At 64.1% G+C, this 22,262-nt stretch carries 15 protein-coding genes and 1 pseudogene; 6 read left to right on the forward strand and 10 right to left on the reverse strand.

Annotation, left to right across the window (positions count from 1 at the left end; genetic code table 11):
- Nucleotides 1–91 precede the first annotated feature (91 nt).
- The 3 genes from ACZYOF_RS07815 to ACZYOF_RS07825 form a co-directional block, all read right to left on the reverse strand.
- Complete coding sequence (locus ACZYOF_RS07815; protein ID WP_282529568.1) at nucleotides 92–799, reverse strand: TetR/AcrR family transcriptional regulator; 708 nt, start codon at nucleotides 797–799, stop codon at nucleotides 92–94.
- A 196-nt stretch (nucleotides 800–995) separates the two neighbouring features.
- On the reverse strand, nucleotides 996–1,844 hold the full coding sequence (locus tag ACZYOF_RS07820; RefSeq protein ID WP_463715371.1) for a VOC family protein: 849 nt from the start codon (nucleotides 1,842–1,844) through the stop codon (nucleotides 996–998).
- Entirely contained in the window at nucleotides 1,841–3,097 is a 1,257-nt protein-coding gene (locus tag ACZYOF_RS07825; RefSeq protein WP_130583787.1) for a Glu/Leu/Phe/Val family dehydrogenase, read from the reverse strand. The genes ACZYOF_RS07820 and ACZYOF_RS07825 overlap by 4 nt, the downstream gene beginning before the upstream one ends.
- A gap of 220 nt (nucleotides 3,098–3,317) precedes the next feature.
- Here ACZYOF_RS07825 and ACZYOF_RS07830 point away from each other — a divergent pair, with 220 nt between their 5' ends.
- Nucleotides 3,318–4,211 carry a sugar kinase gene (locus ACZYOF_RS07830; protein WP_130583786.1) on the forward strand — a complete coding sequence of 298 codons (894 nt, stop codon included), beginning with the start codon at nucleotides 3,318–3,320 and terminating at the stop codon, nucleotides 4,209–4,211.
- Nucleotides 4,212–4,240: 29 nt separating this feature from the next.
- On the forward strand, nucleotides 4,241–5,143 hold the full coding sequence (gene rbsK, locus ACZYOF_RS07835; RefSeq protein WP_463715372.1) for a ribokinase: 903 nt from the start codon (nucleotides 4,241–4,243) through the stop codon (nucleotides 5,141–5,143).
- Between the two features lie 89 nt (nucleotides 5,144–5,232).
- Here rbsK and ACZYOF_RS07840 read toward each other — a convergent pair whose 3' ends face one another.
- Nucleotides 5,233–6,453: an NAD(P)/FAD-dependent oxidoreductase gene (locus tag ACZYOF_RS07840; protein ID WP_463715373.1), complete on the reverse strand. Its 1,221-nt coding sequence runs from the start codon at nucleotides 6,451–6,453 to the stop codon at nucleotides 5,233–5,235.
- 261 nt (nucleotides 6,454–6,714) lie between these two features.
- Between ACZYOF_RS07840 and ACZYOF_RS07845 the strand changes: the two genes are divergently transcribed.
- On the forward strand, nucleotides 6,715–7,509 hold the full coding sequence (locus ACZYOF_RS07845) for an enoyl-CoA hydratase/isomerase family protein (protein ID WP_394565489.1): 795 nt from the start codon (nucleotides 6,715–6,717) through the stop codon (nucleotides 7,507–7,509).
- 9 nt (nucleotides 7,510–7,518) lie between these two features.
- Here ACZYOF_RS07845 and ACZYOF_RS07850 read toward each other — a convergent pair whose 3' ends face one another.
- Together ACZYOF_RS07850 and ACZYOF_RS07855 are read right to left on the reverse strand one after the other, a co-directional pair.
- Nucleotides 7,519–9,225 (reverse strand): IlvD/Edd family dehydratase, encoded by a 1,707-nt coding sequence (locus ACZYOF_RS07850; RefSeq protein ID WP_463715374.1) that lies wholly within the window; start codon nucleotides 9,223–9,225, stop codon nucleotides 7,519–7,521.
- 75 nt (nucleotides 9,226–9,300) lie between these two features.
- A complete protein-coding gene (locus ACZYOF_RS07855; RefSeq protein WP_463715375.1) occupies nucleotides 9,301–10,119 on the reverse strand; it encodes an NAD-dependent epimerase/dehydratase family protein in 819 nt (272 codons plus the stop codon).
- 103 nt (nucleotides 10,120–10,222) lie between these two features.
- Here ACZYOF_RS07855 and ACZYOF_RS07860 point away from each other — a divergent pair, with 103 nt between their 5' ends.
- Nucleotides 10,223–11,185 (forward strand): SMP-30/gluconolactonase/LRE family protein, encoded by a 963-nt coding sequence (locus ACZYOF_RS07860; RefSeq protein ID WP_463715376.1) that lies wholly within the window; start codon nucleotides 10,223–10,225, stop codon nucleotides 11,183–11,185.
- A 52-nt stretch (nucleotides 11,186–11,237) separates the two neighbouring features.
- On the opposite strand, the gene ACZYOF_RS07865 is transcribed toward ACZYOF_RS07860, so the two are convergent.
- Together ACZYOF_RS07865 and ACZYOF_RS07870 are read right to left on the reverse strand one after the other, a co-directional pair.
- On the reverse strand, nucleotides 11,238–12,668 hold the full coding sequence (locus ACZYOF_RS07865) for an aldehyde dehydrogenase family protein (protein ID WP_282529577.1): 1,431 nt from the start codon (nucleotides 12,666–12,668) through the stop codon (nucleotides 11,238–11,240).
- 192 nt (nucleotides 12,669–12,860) lie between these two features.
- Nucleotides 12,861–15,227, reverse strand: coding sequence for a transketolase (locus ACZYOF_RS07870; RefSeq protein WP_463715377.1), 2,367 nt, complete (start codon nucleotides 15,225–15,227; stop codon nucleotides 12,861–12,863).
- 138 nt (nucleotides 15,228–15,365) lie between these two features.
- On the opposite strand from ACZYOF_RS07870, the gene ACZYOF_RS07875 reads away from it, so the two are divergent.
- Nucleotides 15,366–15,827, forward strand: coding sequence for an Lrp/AsnC family transcriptional regulator (locus ACZYOF_RS07875; protein WP_130584072.1), 462 nt, complete (start codon nucleotides 15,366–15,368; stop codon nucleotides 15,825–15,827).
- Between the two features lie 959 nt (nucleotides 15,828–16,786).
- Here ACZYOF_RS07875 and ACZYOF_RS07880 read toward each other — a convergent pair.
- Complete coding sequence (locus tag ACZYOF_RS07880) at nucleotides 16,787–17,956, reverse strand: fumarylacetoacetate hydrolase family protein (RefSeq protein ID WP_463715378.1); 1,170 nt, start codon at nucleotides 17,954–17,956, stop codon at nucleotides 16,787–16,789.
- Nucleotides 17,957–18,108: 152 nt separating this feature from the next.
- Between ACZYOF_RS07880 and ppk2 the strand changes: the two genes are divergently transcribed.
- Complete coding sequence (ppk2, locus tag ACZYOF_RS07885) at nucleotides 18,109–19,029, forward strand: polyphosphate kinase 2 (protein ID WP_463715379.1); 921 nt, start codon at nucleotides 18,109–18,111, stop codon at nucleotides 19,027–19,029.
- A gap of 101 nt (nucleotides 19,030–19,130) precedes the next feature.
- Here the strand turns inward: ppk2 and ACZYOF_RS07890 are convergent.
- Nucleotides 19,131–22,059, reverse strand: a pseudogene (locus ACZYOF_RS07890) (autotransporter outer membrane beta-barrel domain-containing protein).
- Between the last annotated feature and the right edge of the window lie 203 nt (nucleotides 22,060–22,262).

Consider the following 22,262-nt stretch of genomic DNA (forward strand, 5'->3'; position numbering starts at 1 on the left):
CCCGGGCATCCACGCCTTATGGACTTGGAAAAACGTGGATGGCCGGGTCAAGCCCGGCCATGACGACGCAATGCAACAATTTCGCGCTTCGCTAAACCGCCTGCTGCGCGGTCACCTGCAGCTTCGGCGCCTTGCTCTTCCCGAACGCTGCGATCGACTTCCCCGTCAACGCCGCCAGCACCAGCGCAATCATGTGCTCCAGCCGTTCATCGCGGGCGTCCTTCGACAAGAGATCGCGGCCGAAGATCACGCTCAGCGTCGCGCTGTTGGAGAGATAGAAGAAGGCGAGCGCGGCAATCGAGATGTAGAGCTGCACCGGATCGACCGCGGCACGGAAATCGCCGCTCTTCACGCCGCGTGTCACCACGGTGCGGATCATCTCGACGAACGGCGAATGCATCGATTTGACCTTGGTCGAACGCTTCAAATGCCGCGCTTTCGCAAGGTTCTCGGTATTCAGCAGCGCGAGGAATTCCGGATTGCGGATGAAATAGTTCCAGGTGAAATCGATCAGCCGCGCGATCGCCTCCGGCGGCTCGAGATGCTCGAGATCGAGCCCGCGTTCCTCGGCGCGGATCTTCTCATAGGCGCCTTCGAGCACCTCGAGATAGAGATCCTCCTTGTTGCCGACGTGGTAATAGAGCATGCGCTTGTTGGCGCCGGCCTGCTTGGCGATGCTGTCGACGCGCGCGCCGGCGAGCCCATGAGCGGCGAACTCCGCCTTCGCCGCTTCGAGGATGCGCAGCCGCATCCCCTCGGGGTCACGCTGCCACTTCAGAGTTCGCTTTGCCTTGGCCAATCGGATCGCTCAATTCAGTCGGAACGTTGGATGTAGCACGGCTGAGAGCGTTTGAGAATGAATCTCCGCGGTCACGCTGACGTAAGGGTGGGCAAAGCGAAGCGTGCCCACCATCGCGAGTACAGCACTGGGTGGTGGGCACGGCGCAAGTGCGCCTTTGCCCACCCTACGACTGGCGCGAGGCGTGAGAGAAGCGTTACGCCACCTGCGGCGGCGACGGCTGCACCAGCAGCGTCGGGACGCTGCAGGTGCCGGTGCGCACGGTCATCACACGCGTGCCCGGCTTGCGGCCCGTGCGGATCTCCGAAACGTCGACGCCGGCGGCAACGAGCCGGGCATGGGTGGCGTCGATGTCGGTGACGCGCCAGCAGATGCCGCGCAGGCGGTCCGGTGCATCGGCCTCCGTTTTGCCGGGCTTGTGCGCGACCTCGACGATCAAATCGCCGCAGCGGAAGAACATCAGCCGGCCCCAATCTGCGTGCGAACGATCGAGCGCCATGTCGAGGCCGAGGCGGGCGCCATAGAGCGCGGCGGCGCGTTCGGGATCGGCGGTCGCAACCACCACGTGATCCATCGCGGTGATGCCCGCGGGCTGGGTGCGGACCGAAAGCGGGCGCTCCTGCTCCCGCTCGAGGAAGAACATCCGCACGCCGCGCGTCGCATCGGTGGCTGCTCGGGTGCGCTTCCACGATAGCGTCGCGCCGGAGATATCGTCCTGGCTCTCCACCTCCGAGACCGGCTCCGGCCGCAGCGTCAGGCGCTCCAGCCTCCGATGCATCTTTTCGATGTCGTTGGTGCGAAAGCACAGGCTCGCGAGCCCCTCGCCCTGCGATGCCAGCACCGCGCGGATGCGGCCCGCGTTCTCGCTCTCGCCGCTCGGCGCCATCAATTCCACCGACGTGTTGTCGAGCGTGAACAGCACCCGCGCGGCGCCGTCGCTGACGTTCTTCCACGCTGGCGAGCGCGCGAACAGCGTCTCGTAGGCCGCCGTTGCCGCCTCGATATCTCCGGTGAGGACGACAACATGGTCGAGCGCGGCGATCATGGGAACAGCCCTCGCGTGTTCTTGGCGGCCCGGACTTTCTCCACCCCGATCGCCATCGCCGCGGTGCGATGCGGGATGTTGTCGGCCTTCGCGCGCTTCAGCATCGTCTCGAATGCGCGGTCGAGGATCTGGTATTCACGCCGCATCACCTCCTCCTCTTCCCAGAACAATTGCTGCAGATCCTGCACCCATTCGAAATAGCTCACCACCACGCCGCCGGAATTGCAGAGAATATCGGGAATGAGGAAGATATCATTGCGCTTGTCCAGGACGAGATCAGCCTCCGGCGTGGTCGGACCGTTGGCGCCTTCCGCCAGCACGCGGCACCTGAGCTTGGCGGCGACGCGAGCGTCGATCACGCGCTCCATCGCCGCCGGCACCAAGACGTCGCAGGGCAGCGTCAGCACCTCGGCAGGATCGAAATGCAGTTCGTTGGAGAAGCCGGCGATGCTGCCATGCAGTTGCGCATGGTGCATCAGCGCGGGGATGTCGAGGCCTTTCTCGTCATAGAGCGCGCCGGTGTGGTCGGAGACCGCCGTTATCTTGAGCCCGTAATGATGTAGTTCCAGCGCCGCATAGGAGCCGACATTGCCGAAGCCCTGGACCACGGCGGTGGCGCCGGAGGGATTGATCGCAAGCTCCTTCAGCACCCGCCTCGCGAGATAGGCGACGCCGCGCCCGGTCGCCTCGCGCCGGCCGAGGGTGCCACCGGAGGAGACCGGTTTGCCCGTGACGATCTCGGTCACGGTCTGGCCCTGGTACATCGAATAGGTGTCCATGAACCAGGCCATCACCTGCTCATTGGTACCCATGTCCGGGGCCATCACGTCAGTATGCGGGCCGACGAAGGGAATCATCTCCTGCATGTAGCGACGCGACAGCGATTCCAGTTCGCGCTTGGAGATCTGGGTCACATCGACATTGACCCCGCCCTTGGCGCCGCCATAAGGCAGGCCGACGAGGGCGCATTTCCAGCTCATCCAGATCGCAAGCGCCGCGACCTCGCCGATATCGACGGAGGGCGCAAAGCGGGTGCCGCCTTTGGTCGGGCCCATGGTGAGGTGGTGCTGGACGCGATAGCCCTCGAACACCGCCACCGTGCCGTCGTCGCGGTGGATCGGGCAGGAGACGGTGACCGACCGCTTCGGCATCAATAGCCGCGCGCGCTCGTCCATGGGGATTTCGAGATGGTTGGCGATCACGGTGAACTGGTTCGCCGCCATCTCGAACACCGGCCCGGAATATACAGTCATCGCCCTACCCCCATTGTCTTACAACCAGGAACTTAAGACAGCCGCCGTCCGTTATCGGACGGCATGCTGACAAAACCGGGAACGGTGGTAGTCCCCCGACTTGGCCATCTCAAGCCGCAAAGACGGCATGGTTGCGAATAATTTCAGCGAACGCACATAATATCCGGTGCTAAGCTGAAGCTGCCGCCGGGATCACCCATCACCCCACGACGGAAAACGAATGCAGGCTCTCTTCATCGGACAGACCTATATCGACGTCACCTTCATCACCGACCATCTGCCGACCGGCGACGAGAAACATGTGGCGGACGCCTATGCGGTCTCCTTCGGCGGCAATGCCGTCACTGCGGCATTTTGCTGCGCCAAGCTCGGCATCGTGCCGGACCTGATCGCCACGATGGCCAACGACTGGCTGGGGCGGATGTTCTGGGACATGGCCGCGAAGTATGGAATCTCCGTCCATCCGCGCAAGGTCAACTCGTCCTCGCTGTCCTTCATCATGCCGAAGGATGGCAAGCGCGCCATCGTCCGCTGCCGCGACGACGAGCATATCCATCCCTTCCCGCTGTTGAACCTGAAGGGCTGCCGCGCGCTGCATATCGACGGCCACCAGCCGGACGCTGCCATTCATTATGCAAAGCTTTGCCGCGAGGATGGCATCCTGACCTCGCTCGACGGCGGCGGCCTGCGCACCAACACCCATGAGCTGTTGGAATATATCGACGTCGCGATCGTCGCCGAGCGCCTCTGCGAGCAGATGGACCTGACGCCGGAAAAGATGCTCGATTATCTCAAGGGCCGCGGCTGCCGGGTTGGCGGTGTGACGCAGGGTGAGAAGGGCCTGCTATGGTATGACGAGGCCGGCGTGGTTCGCACCATCCCAGCGCTGCCGATCCCGCGCGAGCGCGTGATCGACACTAACGGCGCCGGCGACGTGTTCCACGGCGCCTATATCTATTCCTACCTCGCGCATCCCGGCAAAACCTGGAAGGATCATTTCGAGTTCGCGCGCGCCGCCTCGACCTACAAGATCCAGAAGCTCGGCAACGAGGCGGGACTACCCTCGCTTGCCGACATCGAGGCGGTGAAGCAGGAGTTCCAGGTTGGCGCGTAACGTCAGCGCATAAGGGAGCGCTTGTCAGCATGGGACGTGTTTTTGTCGCCGGCAGCATCAACATGGATGTGGTCGCGACCGCCGAGCGCCACCCGCGCGTCGGCGAAACCGTCGCGGGCAACGCCGTGCTGTATTTCCCTGGCGGCAAAGGCGCCAACCAGGCTGTCGCCGCCGCCAAGCTCGGCGCGCCAACCACGCTGATCGGCCGGCTGGGTAAGGACGCTTTCGGAGCGCAGTTGCGGACGTTCCTCGCAGCCCAAGGCGTCGACCTCAGCTTCGTCAAGGACACGCCCGAGACGCATACGGGCACCGCGATCATCACCGTTGCGGATGCGGACAACACCATCGTCGTGGTGCCCGGCGCGAATGCGCTGGTCGATGTCGCGATGCCCGTGCTGGCAAAGGGCGACATTGCGGTGAGCCAGTTCGAAATCCCGCAGGCGACCATCACCGCCTTCTTCAAGAGCGCCCACGCCGCCGGCGCCACCACGATCCTCAATCCGGCACCGGCCAGGGAATTCGATAACGAATTGCTCGACCTTGTCGATATCCTCGTCCTCAACGAGACCGAGCTCGGCTTCCTGACGGGGCGCGAGCTGCGCGACAGCGACGATTACACCCGCTTCATCGATGCAGCCCGTTCACTGGTGGGGAGCGACAAGATCATCTGCGTCACGCTCGGCAAGCGCGGCGTGCTCGCGCTGGCAGAAGGTGAGCCGCTGATGGCACCGGGGCGCGAGGTCAAGGCGATCGACACCACGGGCGCGGGTGATTGCTTCGTCGGCGCACTGGCCTCGCAACTCGCGGGCGGCAGCAACCTTCGTGATGCGCTGGGTTATGCGAACGTCGCAGCATCAATTTGTGTGCAACGAATGGGCGCTGCCCCGTCGATGCCGACGGCGGCAGAGGTAACACGTGTGCTGGATGCGTAGGGTGGGCAAAGGCGCGTCAGCGCCGTGCCCACCATTTTACGCTCCGCAAGGGGATGGTGGGCACGCTGCGCTTTGCCCACCCTACGAATTCACGCCAATGCGCTCTTGAGATCGAAGCTTGGATCGGCCGCCTGTTCCGGCGAGATCGAGCGATTGGCGCCGAGCAATCTCCGGCCGAACATGTGATCGCCGGCGCGGTTGACGGATTCGATGCCGACGAGATGGCCATCGCGGTAACAAAATGCCGAGAACTGCCCCTGCTCGCGGTCACCGCGCACAACGACGCGATCATAGCCGGTGGTCAGGCCTGCCATCTGCAATTTGTCCGGCCCCTGGTCGCTCCAGAACCATGGCAGCCCATCATAGGCCTTGGCATTGCCCGTGAGCCGCGCGGCGACGCAGCGCGCATGGTCGGTCGCGTTCTGTACCGACTCCAGTCGCAGCGAGCCGCCGAACCGCTCGCTCTTGTAGAGCGCGCAATCGCCGATGGCCGAGATATTCGGATCCGAGGTGAGCAGGTGCTCGTCGACGATGATGCCGGATGCCGCCGGCAAGCCGGCTTCCGCCGCGATCTCGACATTCGGCAATACGCCGACGCCGACCACGACGAGGTCGGCAGGGATATGCCGGCCATCGCTGAGGCTGACGCCGGTCACCCTGGCGCCATCGGCCTCGATGCTCGTGACCTGAACGCCGAGATGGATACGGATACCCGTGGTCGTGTGCCGCGAGTGGAAATAGTCGGAGATTTCCGCCGTCACCGCACGCGCCATGACACGCCCCGCCAGTTCGACCACATCGACCTCGAGGCCTTTCGCGCGCGCGGTCGCGGCGAACTCCAGCCCGATGAAGCCGGCACCGATCACGACGACGCGCAGGCCGGGCTTGAGCAGATGCCGCAGCGCCTCGCTCTCGTCCAGGGTGCGGAGATAGCGCACCGCTTCCAGATTGGCATTGGGGATATCGAGCAGCCGGTTGCGCGCGCCGGTCGCAAGCACCAGGTGACCGTAATCGAGCGGCGCGCCGGAATGGAGCGTGAGCTTTCGCCCGACCCGGTCGATCGAAACGGCACGGTCGGTAATCAACTCGACGCTCTGGTCGAGATAGAATTTTCCTGGTCGGAACATCAGCGTCTCCGGCCCGCCGGTTCCCTTGAGGTAAGCCTTGGACAAGGGGGGCCGCTGGTATGGCAAATGGCCTTCGTCATTGAGGAGCGCGATGCGCTCGGCAAAGCCGTCCTGCCGCAGGGAAGCTGCCAGCTGGAAGCCGGCATGCCCAGCGCCGACGATGATCACCGGTCCTGCCGTCATCGCGACAGTCCGTTTGCAGACGCACAGGAGCAACCCATGCCGTTTCCTCTCTCCGCTGATGTGGCTTGCTCGCCTTGTCCTCGCGGCGCTCGTGTCCGCGTCTCAGACGATGGCGGACGCCATTTGGCCCCATGCTTTGCCGCGACGCAAGAGCGTTTCCAGCGGCGAAACGAAATAAGGCGTCATTTTGGGGCGGCTGGGATTGTCACTCCTCCCCTCGGCGACTTAAATGCCCGAAACGCCCTGACTGGGAGGCCCCTCATGCCGACACCCGACGTTACTACCACCGAACCGGCGCTGCTCAACATCGACGGCGCGATTGCCACGATCACGCTCAACCGGCCGGCGGCCTTCAACGCGATTGATCTGTCAATCGCAAAGAAGCTCGAGCAGTTTGGCGCTGAAGTCGAGGGCAACAACAATATCCGCGTGCTGGTGATCGAAGGCGCAGGCCGCGCTTTCTGCGCCGGCGGCGATCTGCAAACCATTGGCGCGGCTGTTGACGCCAATGATGTCAACTCGGTCGTCGGCGAGTTGCTCAAGCACTATCACACCTTCATTGCGACGCTCCGGCGGATGCCCAAGCTCGTGCTGGCGAGCGTGCATGGTTCGGCGGCCGGCGCCGGCCTGTCGCTTGCCTTTGTTGCCGACCTCTGCATCGCGGCCGAAGACGCCCGCTTCACGCCTGCCTATGCCAAGATCGGCGTCTCGCCCGACGGCGGCGGCACCGTCGGCCTTGCCGCGAGCGTCGGTCCCCGTCGGGCCCTGCAGATCTTCCTGGCCGAGGACGGTTTTTCGGCGGCGCAGGCTTACGATTGGGGCCTCGTCGCGAAGGTCGTTCCGGCGGTCGAGCTGAAAGCCGCGACGCGGGAGTTTGCGCTGAGGCTCGCGCAGAACGCGCCGGCTGGACTTGCCGCGACAAAGGCCCTGATCCACCGCGCGCCAACGACGCCGATCCAGGCGCAACTCGACGCCGAGCGCGATGCCATCATTAACTGCATGCAATCGGACGAATTCCGCATCGCCGTGAAGAAATTCACCAGCAAGTCGAAATAGGTTGGAGTCCTACTCCTTCCCGCCAACACGCATGAAATCGAAATCGCAGCCTTCGTCAGCCTGCAGGATGGTTTCATTGAACAGGTGCGCATAGCCGCGCCTGGCCCAGTCGGGCGTAGCTCGCGGCGGCAGCGCCGCGCGGCGCTTCTGCAGTTCGGCCTCGTCGACCAGAAGATCGATGCGGCGCTTTGCGACGTCGAGCTGGATCATGTCGCCGTTCTTCACGAGCGCGAGCGGACCGCCGACGGCGGATTCAGGCGTGATATGCAGCACGATGGTGCCGAATGCCGTACCGCTCATACGCGCATCCGAAATCCGCACCATGTCCTTTACACCGGCCCGCGCAAGCTTCCTGGGGATCGGCAGATACCCAGCCTCGGGCATTCCGGGCGCGCCCTTGGGCCCGGCGTTGCGCAGCACCAGCACGTCGTCGGCGGTGACATCCAATTCGGGATCATCGACGCGGTGCGTCATATCCTCCACGGATTCGAACACGACCGCGCGCCCGGTATGCTGCAACAGCTTCGGACTGGCCGCTGACTGCTTGATGACCGCACCGCGCGGCGCGAGATTGCCGTGCAGGATCGCCATGGCGCCCTCGGCCTTGATCGGATTCTGGCGCGAGCGGATCGCATCCTGCCCCGGCACCTCCTCGGCCGTCGCGACCACTTCGCGCAGCGTCTGCCCGGTGATGGTCCTCGCATCGAGATCGATGAGATCGCCGAGTTGCGCCATCAGTTTCGGCACGCCGCCGGCGTGGTGGAAATGCTCCATGTAATGCTCGCCCGACGGCTTCAGGTCGACCAGCACCGGCACCTCGCGGCCGAGCTTGTCGAAAGCTTCGAGGTCGATCTTGTATGGCGAGCGATGTGCGATGGCAGTCAGATGGATGAGACCGTTGGTCGAACCGCCAATCGCCTGCATCACGACCTGCGCATTACGGAACGACGCCGGTGTCAGAATCTCGCTCGGCTTCGGCCCCTTGGCCTTTGCCATCGCGGCGGCGACCCTGCCGCTCGCTTCCGCCGAACGGAATCGCTCAGCGTGCGGCGCAGGGATGGTCGCGCTCATCGGCAGCGACAGGCCGAGCGCCTCGGTGACGCAGGCCATGGTGGAGGCGGTGCCCATCACCATGCAGGTGCCGACCGATGGCGCGAGCCGGCCATTGACCGCCTCGATCTCGTTGTCGTCGATCTCGCCGGCGCGATATTTGCCCCACAGCCGCCGGCAATCGGTGCAGGCGCCGAGCACTTCGCCCTTGTGATGGCCGACCACCATCGGCCCGACGGGAATGACGACCGTCGGCAGATCGGCGCTGACGGCGGCCATGATCTGCGCCGGCAGCGTCTTGTCGCAGCCGCCGATGACAACGACCGCGTCCATCGGCTGGGCGCGGATCATCTCCTCCGTATCCATCGCCATCAGATTGCGCAGATACATCGAGGTCGGATGCGCAAAGCTTTCCGCGATCGAGATCGTCGGGAACACGAACGGCATCGCGCCTGACAGCATCACGCCGCGCTTCACCGCCTCAAGGATTTGCGGGACGTTACCGTGGCAGGGATTGTAGTCGCTATAGGTGTTGGTGATGCCGACGATCGGACGGTCGAGCGCGTCGTCCGAATAGCCCATCGCCTTGATAAAGGCCTTGCGCAGGAACAGGGAGAACCCGGCGTCGCCATAGCTTGTCAGCCCCTTGCGCAGTCCTTCAGCCATTTCTTCATCCTCTCGTCTTGTTGCGGGCACTAACGGAGTGCGGCGGCCGTTGTCAACGTCGGATCCCTGAGTGCATCACTTCCAGTCGATGACCCCGCTTTTGTCGCCGTCGAACTCCATGCCGCAGAACGCGCCGCCCTGGTAGAAGTCGCCGACGGGATCGGGCAGCAGTTTGGCCTGCTCAGCCATCGCATGTTCCCGGAAATCTTCCGCGCGGCCGGTCGGGCGGTAGCCGAGATCGTAGGCACGGTGATTGTCCCACCAGGCGCGCTCGTTGTAGGAGGCGCCGTAAAAGATCTCGAAATGGATGCCGGGATGCTCGAGCCCGATGCGGCAGAGCTGCACCAGATCCTCCGGCTTCAGCCAGATCGAGAGCCGGCGATGATCGAGCGGTTTGTCACCAAAATTGCCGATCCGCAGGCAGGTCACCTTCAATCCATGCTTGTCGGCATAGAGCGCGCCGACCGCTTCGCCAAACACCTTGCTGACGCCGTAGCGGCTGTCGGGACGTGCCGTCACATCGGTGCCGATGCGGTGATGGCGCGGATAGAAGCCGACCGCGTGGTTCGAGGAAGCGAAGATCACGCGCTTCACACCCTTTTTGCGGGCGGCCTCGAACAGATTGTAGCAGCCGATGATGTTGGACTGGAGGACAGAGTCCCAGGGGCCCTCGACCGAATAGCCGCCGAAATGCAGGATGCCGTCGACGCCTTCGCAGATCGCCTCGACCTGTTCGAGATCGGCGAGATCGGCAGCCTTGAACGTTTCGTTTGCGCCGAGATCGGCCGGCGTCTTGAGATCGCTGAGCACGAGGTCGGGATAGATCGGCGGCAGCAGCTTGCGCAGGCTGGTGCCGATACCGCCGGCCGCGCCGGTCATCAGGATGCGTGGCATTTCGTCCCCCGTTTCTTCCCTCGTTGTTTCAGCCGATTTGCGGTCGGTGTCCGACAATGATAGCAAAATGAGGCGCGAGGAAACATCACAACGAGAACAGCAAATGTCCGATACGTATTCCGCCGGCTGGCGTCCGGCGACGTTCTATCCTGATCCCGCGATCCATGCGCTCGATCCGCGCTTCGAGAAATACTGGCTCAAGCTCTCGGCAGTAGAGCGGCTGGCCACCGGCCTGCGCTGGGCCGAGGGTCCGGTCTGGTTCGGTGACGGGCGCTATCTTCTGTGTAGCGACATCCCTAACCAGCGCATCATCAAGTGGGAAGAGGAAACCGGCGCGGTCAGCAATTTCCGTAAGCCCTCCAACTTCGCCAACGGCAACACCCGCGACCGGCAGGGTCGGCTCGTCACCTGCGAGCACGGCGGCCGCCGCGTGGTGCGCACCGAGTATGACGGATCGATCACGGTGTTGATGGACTCCATCAACGGCAAACGGCTGAACTCGCCCAATGACGTTGTCGTGAAGTCCGACGGCTCGATCTGGTTCACTGATCCTACCTTCGGCTTGCTCGGCAATTACGAAGGCTACACGGCCGAATCCGAGATCGATGCCAACGTCTACCGGATCGACGGCGAGACCGGCAAAGCGACCATCGTCGCCGAGGGCGTTTTGGGGCCGAACGGTCTGTGCTTCTCGCCGGATGAAAAGATCCTCTACATCGTGGAATCCCGCGGCGTACCGAACCGCAAGATCCTTGCCTATGACGTCGCGCCCAGTGGCGACAAGATTGCCAACAAGCGGGTCTTCGTCGATGCCGGCCCGGGCACGCCCGACGGCATGCGTTGCGACATCGACGGCAACCTCTGGTGCGGCTGGGGCATGGGCGATCCCGAACTCGACGGCGTCGTCATCTTCGCGCCCGACGGCGTCATGATCGGCCGTATCGCCTTGCCTGAGCGCTGCGCCAACCTCTGCTTCGGCGGCTTGAAGCGCAACCGCCTGTTCATGGCCGCCAGCCAGTCGATCTATGCGCTTTACGTCAACACGCAAGGCGCGCTCGGCGGGTAGAAACACGGCGCCGGGGCGAAGGCCCCGGCGCCGCAATAGTGTCGTGAAAGGCTTACGCCGCGTTGAAGCCGGCGACGGCCTTCACCTCGAGATATTCTTCGAGGCCGAACTTGCCCCATTCGCGGCCGTTGCCGGACTGCTTGTAGCCGCCGAACGGCGCGGTGCGTTCGTTCGGAACGCCCTGCAGGTTGACGTTGCCGGCGCGGATCTGGCGGCCGACCTTGCGCGCGCGCTCGACCGTGCCGGCGGAGACGTAGCCGGCAAGACCATAGGGCGTGTCGTTGGCGATGCGCACCGCGTCTTCCTCGTCCTTGGCGCCGATGATGGTCAGCACCGGCCCGAAGATTTCTTCGCGAGCAATCGTCATCTCGTTGGTGACGTCGGCGAAGATGGTCGGACGGACGTAGAAGCCCTTGTTGACGCCCTCGGGCAGGCCCGGGCCGCCAGCGACGAGCGTGGCGCCCTCGTCGATGCCCTTCTTGATCAGCGCCTGGATCTTGTCCCACTGGCCGCGGTTGACGACCGGGCCGATGGTGGTGCCGTCGCCGCGAGGATCGCCGGCCTTGGTCTTGTCGGCGACGCCCTTGGCGATCGCGGCCACTTCCTTCATCTTCGACAATGGCACGATCATCCGCGACGGCGCGTTGCAGGACTGGCCCGAATTGTTGAACATGTGCATCACACCGCCGGTCACCGCCTTCACGAGGTCGGCGTCGTCGAGGATGACGTTCGGCGACTTGCCGCCGAGTTCCTGGCTGACGCGCTTCACGGTCGGCGCGGCGCGCTTGGCGACATCGACGCCGGCGCGGGTCGAGCCGGTGAACGAGATCATGTCGATATCCGGGTGCTCGCTCATGGCGGCGCCGACTTCGGGGCCGAGGCCGTTGAGCAGGTTGAACACGCCCTTCGGCACGCCGGCTTCATCGAGGATTTCGGCGAAGATCAGCGCCGAGGTCGGCGTGAACTCGGACGGCTTCAGGATCATGGTGCAGCCGGCCGCGAGCGCCGGCGCGACCTTGCAGGCGATCTGGTTCAAGGGCCAGTTCCAGGGCGTGATCATGCCGATGACGCCGACCGGCTCGCGGACGATCACGGCGGTGCCCATGGTCTCCTCGAATTCGTACTTCTTGAGCACTTCTAAAGTATTCATGAGATGGCCGAGGCCGGCGCCGGCCTGCAGCTTCTCCGCCATCGGCAGCGGGGCGCCCATCTCGTCGGAGACAGCGGCGCCGATCTCCTTCATGCGGCGCTTGTAGATCTCGACGACCTTGGTCAGCAGCGCGACGCGCTCCTCGCGGCTGGTCTGCGAATAGGTCTCGAAGGCGCGCTTGGCGGCAGCCACCGCCTTGTCGACGTCGGCCTTGGAGCCGAGCGCCACCTCATACATCGCCTCTTCGGTCGCCGGATTGATGACGGGGGTGGACTTCTTGACGACGGGATCGACCCAGGCGCCGTCGATATAGAATTGCAGGCGGTTGACCATCGGAAACCTCTTGTGCGGGGCGTATGGAGAACAGAACGGAAGCGTTCGGCAGGCATCCTTGCACGAAAGCTTGATGAGTTGAACCCGCCATATGCGGTGCGCCGACAGGCGGCGGATACCGGATATAAGATCAGCCCCGCGATGGTGGCAAGACGGCCCGCTGTCGCTCCCTCCCCTCTCCCTCCTCCTGTCTCACACCGCCATTTTGCGGTGCCGCACCGGGGCGCCGACGGTCACCGTTTCGGCGGCGTCGATGATGGCGTTGGCGTCGATGCCGTGGTGGCGATAGAGGTCGCCGATCGAGCCGGTCTGGCCGAAATGCTCCACGCCCAGCGCCTCGACGCGATGGCCGCGCACGCTGCCGAGCCAGCCGAGCGAAGCCGGATGGCCGTCGAGCACGGTGACGAGACCGCAGTCGCGGTGCAGGACTGAGAGCAGCTTTTCGACATGGCTGAGATGCTGCACGCCGCGCCGGTCGCGACGCAAATTCCGTGCCGCGGTCCATCCCGCATGGAGCCGGTCGGCGGAGGTGATCGCAAGCAGACCGACATCGCGGTGGCTCTCGCCGATGAAGCCAACCGCCTCGATCGCCTCCGGCCCGACCGCGCCGGTATAGGCCACCACGATATCGCAGTTCGGCCCCGGCCGCCGCAGCCAATAGGCGCCGTCGGTGATGTCGCGCTGCAGCTCCGGCGTCATGATCCGCTGCGGCTGCTCGATGGTGCGGGTCGACAGCCGCAGATAGACCGAGCCGCCCTCGGCGCCCTCACCCTGCATGTGCTGGAAGCCCCATCCCATCATCACCGCGAGTTCATCGACGAACGCAGGCTCGAATGCGGTGAGCCCATCCTGGCCGATGCCGATCAGCGGCGTCTTGATCGACTGGTGCGCGCCGCCTTCGGGCGCCAGCGTCACGCCTGATGGCGTCGCCGCCACCATGAAGCGCGCATCCTGGTAGCAGGCATAGTTCAGCGCATCGAGGCCGCGCTCGATGAAGGGATCATAGAGCGTGCCAACCGGTAGCAGCCGCTCGCCGTTGATCTGGTGCGACAGCCCGAGCGCCGAGAGCAGGATGAACAGGTTCATCTCGGCGATGCCGAGCTCGAAATGCTGTCCTTTCGGCGAATATTCCCAGGTGTAGGCGGAGGGGATCTTCTCCTGCCGGAACAGATCGTGGTTCTCCGCCTTTGCGAACAGGCCGCGGCGATTGACCCAGGCGCCGAGATTGGTCGACACGGTGACGTCGGGCGACACCGTGACGATGCGCGCGGCGAGCGCGCTGTCGCCGCGCGCGATCTCGTTCAGCACCAGGCCGAAACCCTGCTGCGTCGACATCTGCGCCGACGGCTTGAAGGCGAGCTGCGGCGGCACCTCAATCTCAGGCGCTTCCAGCCGACGACGCCCCTCGCGGTTGAACGGCGCCTCGCCAAGGAACGCTTCGAGCGCGGCCGGATCCTGCGACAGGCCTTCGAACTTTTCCCATTCGTGGCCCGGCCGGATGTTCTGGCTGGCGCGCCATTTCTCCATCTGCGCGACCGTCATCAGCCCGGCGTGATTGTCCTTGTGGCCCTGGAACGGCAGGCCGACGCCCTTGATGGTGTAGGCGATGAAGCAGACCGGGCGATCATGGTCGATCGATTCGAACGCCTCGATCATGCTCGCCATGTCATGGCCGCCGAGATTGGACATCAGCGCCAGCAGCTCTTCATCGCTGCGACGGTCGATCAGGGCAGAGACCGGTCCCTGGTCGCCGATGTCGTCCCGCAGATGCTTGCGGAACGCGGCGCCGCCCTGGAAGCAGAGCGCAGCATACATCTGGTTCGGGCAATTATCGATCCAGCGCTTCAACGCCTCCCCGCCCGGCTCGGCGAAAGCCTCGAGCATCAGCTTGCCGTATTTGACGATCACCACGTCCCAGCCGAAGTTGCGGAACATGGTTTCGAACTTGGCCCACAATCCTTCGCGCACGACGGCATCGAGCGACTGCCTGTTGTAGTCGACCACCCACCAGGTGTTGCGCAGGCCGTGCTTCCAGCCCTCCAGCAGCGCCTCGAAGATGTTGCCTTCGTCCATCTCGGCGTCGCCGACCAGCGCGATCATGCGGCCCTCGGGCCGGTCCTTCATCCAGCCATGCGATTTGACGTAGTCCTGCACCAGCGAGGCGAACAGCGTCTGCGCCACGCCGAGCCCGACCGAGCCGGTGGAGAAGTCGACATCGTCGACATCCTTGGTGCGCGACGGATAGGACTGCGCGCCCTTGTAGCCGCGGAAATTCTCCAGCTTCTCGCGGGACTGATGCCCGAACAGGTACTGGATCGCATGGAACACCGGGCTCGCATGCGGCTTCACGGCGACGCGATCCTGCGGGCGCAGCACCGAGAAATAGAGCGCCGACATGATGTTGGCGAGCGAGGCTGACGATGCCTGATGGCCGCCGACCTTCAGCCCATCGGCGTTGGGGCGGATATGGTTGGCGTGATGGATCGTCCAGGACGACAGCCAGAGCACTTTCCGCGCCAGCGCGGACAACAGCTCCAGGCGAGCGGGCGCAATTCCCATGACCATGCTCCGGGCGTGATTCAATATGCGCCGATTTTAGCGGGGGAGCCATCGGCAAAAATCTCAAATCCTTGCGACATACCTTCCAGGATTGGGATAAATTCCCACGTCCTGGTTCCAAACTGCGAGTTCATCCCAATGCCAGCGCTAGACGCCATCGACCGCAAGATCCTCAGCCTGCTGCAGACCGACAGCCGCATGACCATGCAGGAACTCGCCGACAAGGTCGGCCTGTCGGTCTCGCCGTGTCACCGCCGCGTGAAGCTTTTGGAGCAGCGCGGCGTGATCACGCGCTATATCGCTACCGTCGACCAGAAGGCGCTGGGACTGCATGTCAGTGTATTCATCTCGATCAAGCTGGCGCGGCAGAAGGAGGAAGACCTCAACCGCTTCGCGCGCGCGATCTCGAAATGGGATGAGGTTCTGGAATGCTATCTGATGACGGGAAACCGCGACTATCTCCTGCGCGTCGTCGCCGCCGACCTCTCCTCCTATGAGGCCTTCCTGAAGAACAAGCTGACGCGGCTCGACGGCATCGCCTCGATCGAGTCGAGTTTTGCATTGAGCCAGGTGAAGTACTCGATCGCGCTGCCGGTGTGAGGCGGAGCTACGATTCCGTAGGATGGGTAGAGCGCAGCGAAACCCATCATTCGCGCAGCTTGCTCCATCGCGATGGGTTTCGCTTCGCTCTACCCATCCTATGATGTCGTCCCCAGCAAAGGTGGGACCCATAATCACAGGGAGATGTTGTGGCGCGAGCCACCACTCTTTCCACCGTCATTGCGAGCGCAGCGAAGCAATCCATTTCTCCGCAAGCGGCACTATGGATTGCTTCGCTGCGCTCGCAATGACGGGGATGGGTTCGGATTCAAATTTCAAACAGCGTGAGGATGTGAGTTCGCGTTCTCGCAGCACGACGTGCCCGAGCTTTGCTTCAGTTTCCGCCCTCGCATCGATCAGAGGGCGCAGGGAAAGCCGGGTGCTGGTTGCACCCGTGGGTCCCGTGCAACAAAAAGCACGGGGGTAGGACCACAGGTTCAACCGAAGCATTCCGGCTTTCCCTGCGCGATGGTGTTACGGCTTACTTCGTGCTCTCCCCGGTGACCGGGCTCTTTTGCCACCGTCACTTCACAAGAAGCTTAGCGCCAGCGTCGGGGCGCCAGGACCACACGACTTCGCCGTCCGCTGATGCTGCGTTCGTCTTTCGCCACACCTGCGTCCACCGCATCTCACCGCAACGTTCGTGACGATCGCGAGCCGCCCCTCATCCGCCGTGAGACGCGCGGAGTTAAATCACTGATTTGCCCGACGGCGAAAGCGGAATGTTTTTTCTGCGAGGGGTGGACAGACTTTTGCTGATTTGCCCGTCGGGTTGTTATGTCGCACCCATTGCATCCACATCGTCATTGCGGGGCGATGCGAAGCATCGAGCCCGGAGTCCATCCAGCCGCAGAACACGTGGTGAAATGGATTCCGGGTTCGTGCTTCGCACGCCCCGGAATGACGGCGGAGTTTGAGGCTCGAGAAGTGGTGGGTTACGCTTCGCTAACTAACCCACCCTACGAACCACGGACTGCGAGGCTCTTCATCAATGCGGAGATACCAAACGTCCAGGGTTCGCATTCGTCGCTTGAGCGCATGCGGTTGACGAGCTTGCCGAGCTCGGGGGCAGCGATGGTGACGATGTCGTCGCGCTTGTGGGTAAAGCCCTGGCCCGGCGCATCGCGGTCTTTTACGGGCGCGAACATGGTGCCGAGGAAAAGCGCAAAGCCATCAGGATATTGATGGACCGGTCCGATGGTCTGCGCCACGAGGTCGGTCGGATCGCGGCTGATCTTGCTGATCGACGAGTGGCCTTCGAGGACGAAGCCGTCCAGTCCTTTCACGGTCAGGCCGACATCCATGTTGCGCACATGGTCGAGCGAAAAACTGGCATCGAACAGGCGGAGCAGCGGGCCAACGGCGCAGGAGGCGTTGTTGTCCTTGGCCTTGGAGAGCAGCAGCGCCGAGCGTCCCTCGAAATCGCGCAGGTTGACGTCGTTGCCAAGCGTGGCGCCGACGATGTTGCCGCGGCTCGAGACGACGAGCACGACCTCCGGCTCCGGATTGTTCCAGGTCGATTTCGGATGCAACCCGGCATCCATGCCGGTGCCGACCGAGGACAACACCGGTGCCTTGGTGAAGACCTCCGCGTCGGGGCCGATGCCGACCTCCAGGTACTGGCTCCAGGCCTGCTGCTCTATCAGCACCTGCTTCAGCCGCATCGCCTCCTCTGATCCGGGCTTGAGCTTGGAGAAATCGTCGCCGACCAGCCGCACCACCTCTTTGCGGATGGCCTCGGCGGAAGCGGGATTGCCGCGCGCCCGCTCCTCGATCACGCGCTCCAGCATCGAAATGGCGAAGGTCACGCCGGCGGCCTTCAGCACCTGTAAATCGAGCGGCGCGAGCAGCCACGGCTTTTGCCGATCGCGGCGGTCCGGCGGCGTGTTGGCGAGGATGCTGTCGAGCTCGCCGAGCGGCTCGCCCTTGATGGCGCGCAGCACGGCGGCCGGATCGCCCTCCTCGCACAATGCACTGACGGTCGGAAAGCGTGCGGTCACATCGAACACGCCCTCGCCGCGGACAGCGACCACGGCCGGGCCTTGAAGCTGCGGCAACCAGACGCGCCCGACCAGCGTGCCGTTGGTGCCATCGTCAGGCAAAACATCGTTTGCGGTCAGCGCGATCATTTGGGCTGTCTCCCATCCCTTTTCGTTGTTGGCGGAGCTTCTTAGCACGCCTGCGACGCCAGTGTGAGACGCTCGTCATTCCGATGTCACACAAGCATCGTCAATTCCGGAACTCTACATCCCGACTGTGAGCAGCCGAGAGACAGCACTCCATGACCACATCCAGCCTGACCGACGAAGCCGCCCTGCGCGAGCGCATCAACCAGGAAATCGCCGACAATCTCGACGAGGAGCTCGAGCTCGAACTCGACGATATGCGGCTGGACGATCTCGACGACGCTGCACGGGCGGGCCTGCCTGTGCTCGATCGCAAGCTCTATTTCCGGGAATTGCTACGGCTGCAGGGCGAGCTCGTGAAGCTGCAGGACTGGGTGCAGCACGAGAAGAAGAAGGTCGTGATCCTGTTCGAGGGCCGCGACTCCGCCGGCAAGGGCGGCGTGATCAAGCGCATCACCCAGCGCCTCAACCCGCGCATCTGCCGCGTCGCGGCGCTACCGGCACCAAGCGAGCGGGAGCGGACCCAATGGTACTTCCAGCGCTATGTCGCGCATCTGCCGGCCGGCGGCGAGATCGTGCTGTTCGACCGTAGCTGGTACAACCGCGCCGGCGTCGAGCGTGTGATGGGCTTCTGCACCGACGAGCAATACCAGGAATTCTTCAAGTCGGTGCCGGAGTTCGAGCGCATGCTGATCCGCTCCGGCACCATCCTGATCAAATACTGGTTCTCGATCACCGACGACGAGCAGCAATTCCGCTTCACGATGCGGATCCAGGATCCGCTGAAGCAGTGGAAGCTGAGCCCGATGGACGTCGAGGCGCGGTCGCGGTGGGAGCAATACACCAAGGCCAAGGAGACGATGCTGGAGCACACCCACCTGCCCGACTCGCCGTGGTGGATCGTCGATGCCGTGGACAAGAAGCGCGCCCGGCTGAACTGCATCTCACATCTGTTGACACAGATTCCGTATCAGTCGGTGCAGCACATCCCGGTTGCGCTGCCGCCGCGCGTCCGCAATCCCGACTATCACCGCGGCCCGATCCCGCCCGAGATGTACGTTCCGGCGGCGTTCTGACGGAACGCGTTGTAGGGTGGGCAAAGCGCAGCGTGCCCACCTTTCTTGCACCGACCGTGGATGGTGGGCACGCTGCGCTTTGCCCACCCTACGCTTTCTGGCTACCAGGAAAAGCGCACCACGCCCTTGCCGGCGTAGGATTGGCTGATGCCAGAGAATTCGCCTTCGAAGGTTCCGGCCGCGGACCAGCCGTTCAGCCACTTCATCTCCAGCGATGCCGTGGTGAGCGCGGAATCATGCGCCTGCGCCGCGCCGTTGACGACGAAGGCCGCGCCCGGCAGCGTCTGGAACACGGCGCTCGCGGCGCGGTCCGGATTGAAGTCATGCGCCCAGGCGGCGCGGCCGCGCAGCGTCACCATTCCGTCCTGCACGGCGAAGGATTTGTCCGCGCGCAGGCCGAGCTCGGTGCGCGTGTCGGTGACGCTCTTGGCGGTGTAGTTCAGCGCAAAGGTGCTGGCGCCGGACACCACGGCCTCGGCATAGTTCGGCAGGTCGAAGGTCGTCACCTGCGCCGCCGCATAGGGCGTGAGGCCCAGCCACGGCGTGGCGTAGCGATAGCCGCCCTCGAGCCGGCCGGAATAGGTGTTGGCGTTGAACTCGGCCCGGAGGTGGTCGACACCTGCGACGGTGACGAAGCGGTCCGTGGTGACGTCCTGCCAGCCATAGGCGAATGCGGCGGAGAGATAGGCCGGGCCCGTGGTGGTGCGCGCGAATGCGCCGGCCTGGAACAGGTCGGAGCGGCCCCAGCCGAGGCCGTTGACGCTGAAATTGGTGCCGCCGCCGGCAAGCGCAAAGCCCGCGAGCAGCGACGGCGAGACGCTAACCAACCGCGGTGCCATAGACGTTGCTGCTCGCGTTGTTGGAGCCGAGCACGGCGTTGCCGTCCGTGGTCTGCGAACCGCCAAAGCCTGCGGCCCACACGCTCCAGCGCTGATCGAAGCCCGGCGGCGCGGCAGGCGCCTTGCGATAGACGGCGGCGTAGGCATCGCGTTCGCGCTTGCTGCGCGCCATGCGGGTTGAGGCGTAGGCGTTGGCGCCGTCCATATCGGCGAAGGGCATTGCGCCCGCGCCGTTACTGGGGTCGCCGTTGCGGCCGGCGACGAACGGATCGGTCAGCAATCCCAGGAACAGGTTCATCGCGTTGAAGGTCGCCTGCTGCGATCCCGTCGCCACCTCGCCGGAAGCTTGCGTCAAGCCGGCCGGCGTCAGCGATGCGAACGGCAAGGGAATGCTGCCATTGGCATTGAAGAAGTTGGTCAGCCCGCCAGCGACGTTATGCTGATTGATGTTGAGACTGGATTTGGCGCCGAAGTCGAGACCGAACGTCAGGTACACATTGGTCGCATCATAGCTCAGCGCCGCCGTCAGCGCGCCGGGCAGGCCGGCCACATTGAGGCCGCTGAATGTCGTCCCGCCAAGGCCGCCATCCGCGGTCAGGATCGTATAGGGCCACTTCGAAACCGAGCTGCCGGGCGACAGGCTGGCGCCGACCGAACCGGCGAGCGTCGCCGCCCCGGTCACATGGGCGAAGGAGGACGTGGTGGAGCTGAGCTGCACCAGATAGAGCGCGCCGGACTGGAGCGCGAGATTGCCGGCGACCGTGGTGGAAGCGCCTGGCACCGCATTGCCCGGCATGAAGGCGCCGCCGCTTGCGATCGTGGTGTTGCCGACCGTGCCGACGCCCGAGAGCACGCCGCCGGCGCTGACCGCCACGCTGCCGTTGATGACGCCATCGACCGCGAGCGTGCCGCCGAGCACGTTCCAGTCCTGCGCGCCGGTGCCGGTCACGGTCCATTTGGAGTTGTCGACCTTGTTGAAGGTCGAGAAGCCATCATACTGATTGCCCGGTCCGATCAGGCCGAGGTCGAACGTGCCGGTGCCGTTGCCGCCGAGCTGGAAGGTGTCGCCGCCGTTGGCGAGCACCAGGCCGTGGATGACGCTGCCCGGACCGAGCGTCAGGACATTGGGGATGCCGAAACCGCAGCCGCAGAATTCGATCGCAGCGAAACCGGCGGCGGCGTTGATGGTGCCCGAGTTGAAGACAGAGCCGCCACCGTTGACCACGATGCCGACGGCGTCGCTGCCGACATTGATGGTCCCGGTGTTGATGACCTGGTTGGTGCCGGCAGGTCCGGCAGTCGAGACGTTGATGCCGGCGGCCGGCGCGCCGTTTCCGACGGTGATTGTGCCCGCGTTTGTGACGGTGAGGGAATCGCCGACCGCGAAGATGCCTGTGGTGCTGTCGCCGCCGACAATGCTGCCTGTGTTGGTGATGGTGCCGGACGCGCCGAGGGAGAGCGGGAACGAGATAATGCCATAGCCCAACATGCCGACGTTGATCGTGCCGCTGTTGGTGATCTTCGTGTTGTCGCCGGCTGCGATGATAGCCATGCCGAAATCGTCTGATGTGATCGAGCCGGCGTTGCTGATCACCGCGTTGTTGCCCTGCACAGCAATGCCCGCGGCGTCGTGGCCGACCGTAATACTGGCGCCCGCAGTGTTGGTGATGGTGTTGTTGTCGTTGATCGCGAAGATGCCGGCCGTGGGCGAAGAGGTGAAGCCTGTCGTGATCGTGCCGGCGTTGGTCACCGTGCTGTTGCCTGCGACGAAGATACCGTTGCCGAAGTTGCCGACCGTGATGGAGCCGGTCGCGGCGTTGGTGATCGTGTTGTTCTGGCCCGCGAAGATGCCGGTGCTTCCTGGTGCAGCGGAAAGCGTACCGTTATTGATGACGGTATTGGAGTCGTTGAGGCCGATCGCCGCTATGCCGTTGTCGCCAACGGTCGCTCCCGGCTGCACGTTGACCGTGAGACTGTTGACGCCGGCGCCGGCTTCAAAACCGCTGGGGACGAGGCCGCTGCAGGTGACAGTCGCCCCGCTCGTTGCCGGATCGGGCACGCATTGCGCATGCGCCGCTACGGTCGACAGACACAGGCTAGCCAGGATCGCCGCCACGGCGGCCGTGTGCGCGCCGAGACCAGCAGGCAACCGAAACCACACGCCAACGCCCCCTTGTATCTGCACGGGCATGATTTGTGCGATGGAAGCGATTTAGCGTCTTGGCCGGTGGCCACCGGCCAAGACGCGTGGCGAAGTCGCCCGTTACCCCCTCCGGCCACAACCGTGGATGAGCTTTGGGATCTTCGCCATGTCACGCACGACCGAACAGTCGCTTGAGTTCCAATCGCATGGACAAGGCAGGTTACCGTGAAGAAGACGATTTGTGGAGTGGA

This window comes from Bradyrhizobium sp. LeoA1Lang, assembly GCF_055413685.1.

Excerpts from the sequence above, each read along its gene's own strand:
- ACZYOF_RS07820 (WP_463715371.1), bottom strand. The coding sequence starts at position 1,844 with ATGATCGCCGCGCTCGACCATGTTGTCGTCCTCACCGGAGATATCGAG.
- ACZYOF_RS07825 (WP_130583787.1), bottom strand. The coding sequence starts at position 3,097 with ATGACTGTATATTCCGGGCCGGTGTTCGAGATGGCGGCGAACCAGTTC.
- ACZYOF_RS07830 (WP_130583786.1), top strand. The coding sequence starts at position 3,318 with ATGCAGGCTCTCTTCATCGGACAGACCTATATCGACGTCACCTTCATC.
- rbsK (WP_463715372.1), top strand. The coding sequence starts at position 4,241 with ATGGGACGTGTTTTTGTCGCCGGCAGCATCAACATGGATGTGGTCGCG.
- ACZYOF_RS07840 (WP_463715373.1), bottom strand. The coding sequence starts at position 6,453 with ATGACGGCAGGACCGGTGATCATCGTCGGCGCTGGGCATGCCGGCTTC.
- ACZYOF_RS07845 (WP_394565489.1), top strand. The coding sequence starts at position 6,715 with ATGCCGACACCCGACGTTACTACCACCGAACCGGCGCTGCTCAACATC.
- ACZYOF_RS07850 (WP_463715374.1), bottom strand. The coding sequence starts at position 9,225 with ATGGCTGAAGGACTGCGCAAGGGGCTGACAAGCTATGGCGACGCCGGG.
- ACZYOF_RS07855 (WP_463715375.1), bottom strand. The coding sequence starts at position 10,119 with ATGCCACGCATCCTGATGACCGGCGCGGCCGGCGGTATCGGCACCAGC.
- ACZYOF_RS07860 (WP_463715376.1), top strand. The coding sequence starts at position 10,223 with ATGTCCGATACGTATTCCGCCGGCTGGCGTCCGGCGACGTTCTATCCT.
- ACZYOF_RS07865 (WP_282529577.1), bottom strand. The coding sequence starts at position 12,668 with ATGGTCAACCGCCTGCAATTCTATATCGACGGCGCCTGGGTCGATCCC.
- ACZYOF_RS07870 (WP_463715377.1), bottom strand. The coding sequence starts at position 15,227 with ATGGGAATTGCGCCCGCTCGCCTGGAGCTGTTGTCCGCGCTGGCGCGG.
- ACZYOF_RS07875 (WP_130584072.1), top strand. The coding sequence starts at position 15,366 with ATGCCAGCGCTAGACGCCATCGACCGCAAGATCCTCAGCCTGCTGCAG.
- ACZYOF_RS07880 (WP_463715378.1), bottom strand. The coding sequence starts at position 17,956 with ATGATCGCGCTGACCGCAAACGATGTTTTGCCTGACGATGGCACCAAC.
- ppk2 (WP_463715379.1), top strand. The coding sequence starts at position 18,109 with ATGACCACATCCAGCCTGACCGACGAAGCCGCCCTGCGCGAGCGCATC.